General features: G+C 56.6%; 7 protein-coding genes. 1 reads left to right on the top strand and 6 read right to left on the bottom strand.

Annotated elements, in window-relative coordinates; all coding sequences use genetic code 11:
- The 4 genes from G544_RS0117700 to G544_RS22765 all read right to left on the bottom strand — a co-directional run.
- On the bottom strand, positions 1-588 hold a 588-nt coding region (locus G544_RS0117700; RefSeq protein WP_027275823.1), incomplete at its 3' end, for a hemagglutinin repeat-containing protein.
- Positions 589-881: 293 nt separating this feature from the next.
- Positions 882-1,088 carry a helix-turn-helix domain-containing protein gene (locus G544_RS0117695; protein ID WP_027275822.1) on the bottom strand — a complete coding sequence of 69 codons (207 nt, stop codon included), beginning with the start codon at positions 1,086-1,088 and terminating at the stop codon, positions 882-884.
- Complete coding sequence (locus G544_RS0117690) at positions 1,085-1,546, bottom strand: hypothetical protein (protein ID WP_027275821.1); 462 nt, start codon at positions 1,544-1,546, stop codon at positions 1,085-1,087. Before G544_RS0117690 ends, G544_RS0117695 begins: the two co-directional genes overlap by 4 nt.
- On the bottom strand, positions 1,438-1,671 hold the full coding sequence (locus G544_RS22765; protein ID WP_176582788.1) for an ash family protein: 234 nt from the start codon (positions 1,669-1,671) through the stop codon (positions 1,438-1,440). The genes G544_RS0117690 and G544_RS22765 overlap by 109 nt, the downstream gene beginning before the upstream one ends.
- A gap of 218 nt (positions 1,672-1,889) precedes the next feature.
- Between G544_RS22765 and G544_RS20940 the strand changes: the two genes are divergently transcribed.
- A complete protein-coding gene (locus G544_RS20940; protein WP_051155822.1) occupies positions 1,890-2,246 on the top strand; it encodes a hypothetical protein in 357 nt (118 codons plus the stop codon).
- Between the two features lie 44 nt (positions 2,247-2,290).
- On the opposite strand, the gene G544_RS0117680 is transcribed toward G544_RS20940, so the two are convergent.
- The gene (locus tag G544_RS0117680) at positions 2,291-2,572 is read right to left on the bottom strand and encodes a contact-dependent growth inhibition system immunity protein (protein WP_036024485.1); all 282 of its coding nucleotides are present in this window, start codon (positions 2,570-2,572) and stop codon (positions 2,291-2,293) included.
- Between the two features lie 16 nt (positions 2,573-2,588).
- Positions 2,589-8,021 (bottom strand): hemagglutinin repeat-containing protein, encoded by a 5,433-nt coding sequence (locus tag G544_RS20935; protein WP_051155821.1) that lies wholly within the window; start codon positions 8,019-8,021, stop codon positions 2,589-2,591.
- Positions 8,022-8,212 lie beyond the last annotated feature (191 nt).

Here is an 8,212-nt window from a genome sequence, read left to right as displayed (position 1 = left end):
GATAAACAGGGTATCCCCAGCTGTCAGGTGGCTGTTGGTGCGATATACGTCATCGCCTTCGGCCTCGCCGCGCCCCAGGCTGCCGTTGGCGGTAAAACCGATAGACCAGCCGTTAGAACCAAGCGCGATGCCGACGCCCGCGCCCCAGCTCTGGCTCTCGCTGTCGCGCCGCAGGCTGTTGGTGTTGTCGGCGGCGTTGAGCAGGATGTCGCTTTCGGCGATAAGGCCGAGGTTTTTACCGGCGGTAATGTCGCTGCCGGTGACGCGGATATTGCCGGAGCCCTCTCTGCCATCTTTGGTATTGGCGTTGAGGATAACGTTGCCGCCCGCCTGCACGGTGCTGCTGGTCTGGTTGACGCCCCAGCTTTTGGTGACGTCCTCCGAGCGGCTCTGGCCGTAGGTGATGCTGATATTGATGCCGCCCGCCTGCTGTGGGTTCTGCGCTACCGCGCTGGCCGCGTTGTAGCCAGCCAGCGCGGTAGTGGCTCCGGCCAGGGCCTGCATGCGGGTGTCGTCGGTATTTTGGCTGGCCCTGTGCATGTCCTGCGCGGTCTGGATGGCGCTGATAACCGGGTTGGAGACGCCCATCGTCAGGCCGTCCTGCTTGAAGGTGTAGATGCTCTTCTTCTGCCAGGCGTCGGCGGAGGACTCAATTGTGATGTCGCCAGCGGTGATGCCGATATCGCCCTCCAGCGCCTTGACGTGGCTGCCGGTCTGGCGATAGCTGCCGCCTGCCCATTGAGCAGAGTATCACTCGCCAGTCGCTGCTCGGCGAAATGAGGAGCGGTTTCCAGATGAGCGTTGACTCTGTGATATAGCGGCAACATTGGTCGCTGCCGCTATTATCTATTTCACCAACAAAAAGATTTTTGAGTTTCTGATTAACGATAGCGAGAAGGCCAGATTTCCTCTGGAGGGATGCCGAGCACTTCTGCAATCAACCTTTCCCCCTTGGGCCATCGACGCATTAGGGCATTAGCCAGTGTGGAAGAGGCTAATCCCGCATTGCGTGAAACGGCGGCAAGCGATGTGCCGCGCTTTTTTAGCGCTGCGATCACGTCGGCAGAATGCCAGTCCTGTTGTTTCATTGCGCATCCTCCTCAATCAGCTTCACGCCATCGGCAGTTCGTATCCAGCGAGGGGCTTTAAGTTCAGCGGCGAGGTAGCCGATTAGCCCAAATAGCAGATCTGAGAGCGTTTGCTCTGACGCGGGTGACAGAGTTTGGCTGGTTAAAAGCGGTGTCAACGTCAGACAGTAGCCGCACAGCTGCTCAGTGTCTGGCTTAAAGCTTGGCGACGTCGTAGGAAGTGCGTTAACGGTTAGGCGCTCAATCAGATGAGGTGGTATGGGATCATTCTGCATGGCTTGAAGCCAAGTAAGGCAGGCGATGAGCCGCCCGCAGAGTGCAAAGCGAAGCGTCGCATCGTTGCTTTCGGTTAGGGTTTCAGCAAACTGTTCGTAGCAGTCGGCCAGTGAGATGAAATCTGTTGCGGCGCTGACAGGGATAGAAAGCAGCGGGTGTGTTTGGGTAGGGGTTGTAGCCATAAGGCAGCCTCCAGGGGGGGATTGATATTGCCACCACTGGAGAGGCTAATCTCGCGGGTGGTGAACTGGACGAGGTTAGCCTTACCGGCCCCACTGGATACCGGCGCACCTTGCGGCGCCCTCATCCAGCCCACCATAGAGAAGCGACAGTATATCGCTTCCAGAGCTGGACGCACGACATAATAATCATATGTCATCAGGGGGGTTATAGGCAGGAGGCTAATCCCGGTACCCGATTTCTCAGGCACGGCAAGACGATATCGTGTAGATCTTTGTACGACAACGAGGTTTATTTGAAGTGTGGAGATGTCTCGCAGAAAATGGGATGTAACAGGGACTAATTATGCAAAAAGTGGAACAAGGCGCGATGAAAATAAACTATACGCACGATAGTTTGATGCCTGAACTGACCCTGAGCGGCCCCGCGTTGGCGAATAACGGCTTTTTGGCGCAAACGCCCGTTCGGATTTTATTGCGAGATAACACCCTGTGGGTGACGCCGATTCAAAATGAGGTTTTATGGGAGTCTTTGCTCGACAACTCAGACGCGGACGTGGCTGCCGATAGGGTTCAGGATGATGGTTCTTTGTATCTGGCTGGACGATGGCTTAGCTCGCTGGGGGTTATTGGCAACCCCTCGATTGAGGTGGGACTTTGTGATGGGGCCATTTGGATTCGGGTACCGATCAAGTGGCATTAGAGCCTGTACACAGGATGGTGTGCAGGCTCGCTGAGCTAATACAACTAAGGTTCAGTTAAGAGCTGTAATATCCTTTTAAACCATTCAGTAACACTTAGGCCGTCAGTGTTAGGGTTGTAGTTTCCATCATTTTCATAGATAAAATTTTGGCCTATTTCTTGATTTAGTAATAACAAGTTATCTACTTCATCCCTCAGTTTTTCAACAGTTTTTGGAGACTCAGACTTCTTGAAATTGATTATTATTTCATCAGCGCTATTTGCATCGCAACGCCAATCTTGATGAAAATATGCGCTTAATAGGTAATTGATGTTTTCCTGCCCCACTATTATTTCTCCTTGTCTATTTTGGATAAGCAGTATGTATGCGATAGCCTCCGGGTAGTGAAGGATCTCTATCTATAACAATTGTTAGTTTATTAGAACTATGCGATTGAGTAGCACCATTCGGGATCACTCTCCCCACTTCAAAATTCTCTGTGTGTTGTATGACTAATCTATTCTTATCGCTGTTTAACCAATTAGCTATTGTTTTTTGATTAGCTGCAAGCCCATTTCCTATGGCCTTATCGGCAGTATATAAATCTTTAAATGTTGAAGATGCAGCAATATCAGGTTCGGTTTTAAATCTGTCTAGTAATTGAGCATCAGATTTACCTACATGTTTCTGAATTGTATGTCCTCCCCAGTTCTCATGATAGATAAGAGTCTTATCTGTCACATCTTTTACACTTAAAGCATTTTCCTTCGAAACATGTTGCTCAAAGTTCGACGATTCACGTGCATTTTTGCTGGTAGCAACGTTTTCCTTAATTCGGTTAATGTCAGCGGCGGATAACTCTGTTTGTTCAATAGTCCCAGTTGAACTTTTCGTCGATTTCCAAGTTGCGTAACCTCCGGCAATGTTCAGTGCGGCATCAACCGCCCAGGCAGCTCGTTCCGCATCGGTCGGCTCCTTACCATCAACTGGGTTGGCTCCACCCGCGGCCCGATATGTCTGACAAATCGTCGACGCCGCCCCCGGCAACCCACAGCCAGCATTGAAATAGGCCGCGCCGAGTTCCTTGATAAAGTCTTCCGCATTGCCGTTCTGATGCTTGGCGGCTATCGCCTGAACCTCATCTGCGTCTGTTAGTACCCACTCACGGTCATTGTTTGTCGATTGATCGGTAACGACGCAGTAGCCGTTGCTGGAGTTCACGCACTGAACAACGTCTCCCGGCTTATGCTCGGTTTGCTCTGTGCCTGCGAGCTGGAAGTCCGGGCCGAATTCACTTTCTTCAACTTTATCAATACTGCCGCCTTTTTCCTTAAGCTTGTCGATATCCTGCTTAAGTTCCTGGCAGGTGCTGCTTCCGGCGCTTTCTCCTTGGCAGGTGGCTGCATATTTCTTCTCCTTACCCTGAAGTACCTGCTTTTCGCCGGTGGTAAGGTGGTTGAATTCTTGCTCGATCTGCATCCCAGCCGCCGCACTTCCCGCATCTCCGCCGGTTGCTCCAGCCGCTCCGGCGATAAGGCCGGTTATCAGGTCCTCCCGCGCCTTCTTCTCCTCGGAGGTCATGTCTTCTGGTTTTTTATCCCAGTTATCCAGAATGGCGTTGGCGATAACCCCCGCCGCCGTCCCCAGCCCGGCGCTGGCGCAGTCGCCGCCTTGGCCAGCCTGCGCCCCACAGGCGGCGAGGCCTTGCAGAACAGCGCGGGCGGCTTCGCCTTCAACCGTGCCTTCGCCAATGCTGTCCGCCAGCTTCTTGATTTCCTGCGCGCCCATGCCCTGCACGTAGTTCAACACCGCCGCCTGGGCCAGCCCGTCCATGCCGCCCATGATGTTGCCGCCGGTGGCGGCGGTGATGGCGGTAATAACCTGGCTGTACTCGCCGCCGGGTGCCCATTTGAGGGCTTCAAGGTAGTCGGCGTTGGTCTCCGGGTCGATACCCTGCTTTTCCAGGCCCTTCTTAATCGCGTCGGCTTCCTTGGCCTTGTTCACCACAAAGGTGCCGACCTCGTTCTGGAAGGCGCGGGTAATTTCAAACCCGGCGTCGATTTTCTTCTTATCGCGCTCGTACAGGTTATCGACGGCGTTAGTGCCGTCGCGGTCGCTGCTGACGTCGCGATTCAAATTGGCGATGGCTTCCGCCGCCGTCTGGCCGGTGCGGGCCTGCTGGCCCGCTTCGTCGCGAATGGTGACGTCGCCGCCGCTGATGCCCGCGCGAGTGGTGCTGCTGTCGCTATCGCTGGCGCTCATATAAATCGGCGTAGTGGCGCTCCAGCCGCCGGTTTCAGGTTGCTTGGTGGACGGGTCTGCGTTGGCGCCGGTGGTGGCGTTGCCCTTTTGGTCCTTACCTATGCCGGAAGAGGCCGTGGAACTGCCGCCGCCGCCGCCGCCTATTTTGCTCATGCCGCCATCGCCGACGCTGTAGCCGCCGCCGATGCTAAAGCCGGAGGCGTCATAGCTGGAGTGGTTTTTGATGTCTTTGGTCTCGATAGTACCGGTGCTGAACTGGTTGTTGCCGTCCTGCGCCGCTTTGTCGCTGCTGGCAATCACCGCGCCGGTCAGGCTCGTGTGCTCGCCAACGTAGACGTTGAAGCCGCCGTCACCGGCGAACAGGCCGCTTTGTTCGGTCACGCTCTTGAAGTCGGCATCGACCTTGTTCTGACTAAAGTTGACGCTGCCGGAAGCACCGCCAAAGCCGACGGTAACGCTGCCGCCGACGTTCCAGTCGTCGCTCTTGTAGGAGCTGGTGTCCTGCAGGCTTTCGATGGTGAGGTTCTTGCCGACGTCAGCGATGATGCTGCTGCCCTTGGCCGCAGCGCCAGAGAGGGTAGTATCGCCGCCGCTCTGGATAAACAGGGTATCCCCAGCTGTCAGGTGGCTGTTGGTGCGATATACGTCATCGCCTTCGGCCTCGCCGCGCCCCAGGCTGCCGTTGGCGGTAACGCCAGCAGCCCAACCGCTGGAGCTGATGGCAATACCTATTCCCGCGCCCCAGCTGTAGCTCTCGCTGTCGCGCCGCAGGCTGTTGGTGTTGTCGGCGGCGTTGAGCAGGATGTCGTTTTCGGCGATAAGGCCGAGGTTCTTACCTGCATCGATGTCGCTGCCGGTGACGCGGATATTGCCGCTGCCTTCTCTGCCGTCTTTGGTGTTGGCGTTAAGGATGACGTTGCCGCCTGCCTGCATTGTGCTGCTGGTCTGGTTAACGCCCCAGCTTTTGGTGACGTCCTCCGAGCGGCTCTGGCCGTAGGTGATGCTGATGTTGATGCCGCCGCCCGCGCCCTGACTGGCGACGGCGCTGGCTGCGTTGTAACCGGCCAGCGCGGTGGTTGCTCCGGCCAAGGCCTGCATGCGCGGGTCGTCGGTATTTTGGCTGGCCTTGTGCATGTCCTGCGCGGTCTGGATGGCGCTGATAACCGGGTTGGAGACGCCCATCGTCAGGCCGTCCTGCTTGAAGGTGTAGATGCTCTTTTTCTGCCAGGCGTCGGCGGAGGACTCAATGGTGATGTCGCCAGCGGTGATGCCGATATCGCCCCCCAGCGCCTTGACGTGGCTGCCGGTCTGGCGATAGCTGCCGCCCGCGTTGATGTTGACGTTGCCTTCAAGCGCGCCAATCGTGCTTGCGTAGCTTTCGGTGCCGGAGGCGGTGTTGTCGTAGCTTTGCGACTGGCTGCCAAAGGTGACGGTCGCGCCGCTGGTGAATGCGCCGGACTTTTTCTCCTCGCGGAAGTGGCGGTTGCTGTACTCCTCGTGGGCCGCCTGAATGGTGATATCGCGCCCGGCGGACAGGTCAACGTCCTTCGTCGCGACGGCGTTCGAGCCGGTGAACGAGATATCGCGCCCGGCGTTGAGGGTGACGTTCTCGGCAGACAGCTGGCTTCCAATGGCGCTGTTTTCATCCACCGTGTCTTTTAACGTGAGCGACACGCTGTTGCCGCCGCCGCTCTTGCCACTGCTCTTATGAGCGGCGTCGGTGTGGTCGGTTCTGCGGCCAGACTCAATGGTGATGTCGCTGCCAGCGTACAGCGCGATGTCGCCTTTGTCCGACGTCATGCTGGCGGCGCGGGCGTGAATATCGTTGCCCGCATCAAGGGTGATGTCGCCCTGCGCCTTGATGACGGTGCCGACCTCGGCGCTGCCGCTGCGGTTGAGCCAGTTGTCTCCGTCGAATTTGTTGTTCTGTTCGAACGATTCGGTCACGGTGTTGAGGGTGATGTTTTCTGCCGACAGATAGGTTTGACCGCCTTCAGCCTGATTGCTGATAGCGGCTGCGGTCAACGTCATGTCGCCACCGGCAATCATGGTCAGTTCGCCATTGCCTTTACCCGTTTCGGATGGCTGACCGTTGCCGTTAACGCGAATTTCGGCCACGCGGCTGATGTTTTCCACAAAGCCCTGTGCGCCTTCGGTGCGAACGGTCTGACTGGCGGCGTAGATGTTGCCGCCAGCGACTATGGTGACGCTGTTATTGCCCGCCAGCAGGCCGCCGAGGTGGTTGATGTCCCCTGCGGCGTTCAGCCACAGGTCGTTTGCCAGCATGCTGCCGCCGAGGTTGCTGATGGCGCCCGCATCAACGAATAGGCCGTTGGCGGCGGACAGGGTGCCGCGGTTGGTCAGTTCGCCGCTTACGGTCAAGTCAACGTTGCGCCCGGCGATGAGGGCGGAGGAGGGCGCTTTTTGGCTGCCGTCATCAACGATATACACCTGCGGCACCAGCGCGGTCACGATGCTGCCGTCCGGCAGCGTCACCTGCTGTTCGACCAGCCAGACGATGTTGCTGGTCAACTGCGCCATTTGTTCAGCGGTCAGCGCGACGCCGGGAACCAGGCCGTACTGCTTGGCAAAGTCGACGCCGCTGTCGATCAGGGCGCGATACTGCGCTTCGTCGTTTTCATAGCCGTCAAGGAAGCGGTTTCCCGTGAGTTTGACCACCTGCTCGCGGATCATGCGCTGTTCGATAAAACCGTCGCCTAGGCGCTTGTGCATGGTGTTGGGGTCGGTCGCCATCAGCTCGAGCATGTAATCGGAGCTGAGCCACTTGCGGTAGTTGGCAAAGCGCGGGTCGGTCTCCAGGTAGTAGCCGGCGGTCGGATCGCCGGTTTGCTGCATCAGGCCGTTGTCCGGCATGCCGGGGGTGACGGTGCCGATGCGCAGAGTGCCGGGGCCGTTAACGTCGACACCGGTGTTGGCATTGATGTAGGTGATGACGTTCTGGCCGACGCTTAGGCCGCTGCCCGTGGGGGCGGTGTTACCTAAGTATGTGGTCGGCTGTAGGTCGATTTCGGTGATGACCGGTGCGGGCAGGTAGTTGTTAGTCCGATGTCCTTGGCTGTCGCTGCCCTTGCGCTTTTTGCGGTAGTACTCGTGCAGGATGCCGCTGTCGGTCAGAACGTTTTCGCCTTTCAGCTCGGTATTCACCAAATCGGTAATATTGCCGACCAGCGTGCCGCCCGCGATGATTTCACTTTTGTCGTTGAGCACCCGGTCAGCGTTGATAATCATATTGCCGCCCGCCAAAATTTGGCCGGGATCGCTGCGCAGGATCTGGTCTTCGGTGATAACGCGCTCGTAGTCGTACTGATAGAAATGGTCATCAGCCCTGCCGGGGCCATGCAGCATTTTCAGATGGTTGCTGGCGCTGTTGTCAACATAGGCCTCATCGCTGCTGTAGATGGGGCCGCCGTCGCGATCGGGATAGAAGCTGTATTCATCGATATGCCTACGTTCGATTTCAACGACGTGGGTCGCGAAGTCGAGGTTGCGGTTGTTGAGCGAATCGACCGACATGTGAGGAAGGAAAAGAATTGATACTAGGGATTAGATTGAAAAAGACGGGAATTCGCGGGATTTTTAAAGGGTTAGAGGAAAACGCTTATTTGATACCAGTCTCCCAAAAGCGGGGGAATTACAAAACATTTGATACTACGCTCTATTCATTCAAACCATATTTAAAGAACGTTTAAACGAAATTTTAAATT

The organism is Leminorella grimontii ATCC 33999 = DSM 5078, from assembly GCF_000439085.1.
Taxonomy (GTDB): domain Bacteria; phylum Pseudomonadota; class Gammaproteobacteria; order Enterobacterales; family Enterobacteriaceae; genus Leminorella; species Leminorella grimontii.
The sequence above is the reverse complement of the archived record's forward strand: the minus strand, read 5'-3'. Positions and strand labels throughout refer to the sequence as shown.

Excerpts from the sequence above, each read along its gene's own strand:
- G544_RS0117695 (WP_027275822.1), bottom strand. The coding sequence starts at position 1,088 with ATGAAACAACAGGACTGGCATTCTGCCGACGTGATCGCAGCGCTAAAA.
- G544_RS0117690 (WP_027275821.1), bottom strand. The coding sequence starts at position 1,546 with ATGGCTACAACCCCTACCCAAACACACCCGCTGCTTTCTATCCCTGTC.
- G544_RS22765 (WP_176582788.1), bottom strand. The coding sequence starts at position 1,671 with ATGAGGGCGCCGCAAGGTGCGCCGGTATCCAGTGGGGCCGGTAAGGCT.
- G544_RS20940 (WP_051155822.1), top strand. The coding sequence starts at position 1,890 with ATGCAAAAAGTGGAACAAGGCGCGATGAAAATAAACTATACGCACGAT.
- G544_RS20935 (WP_051155821.1), bottom strand. The coding sequence starts at position 8,021 with ATGTCGGTCGATTCGCTCAACAACCGCAACCTCGACTTCGCGACCCAC.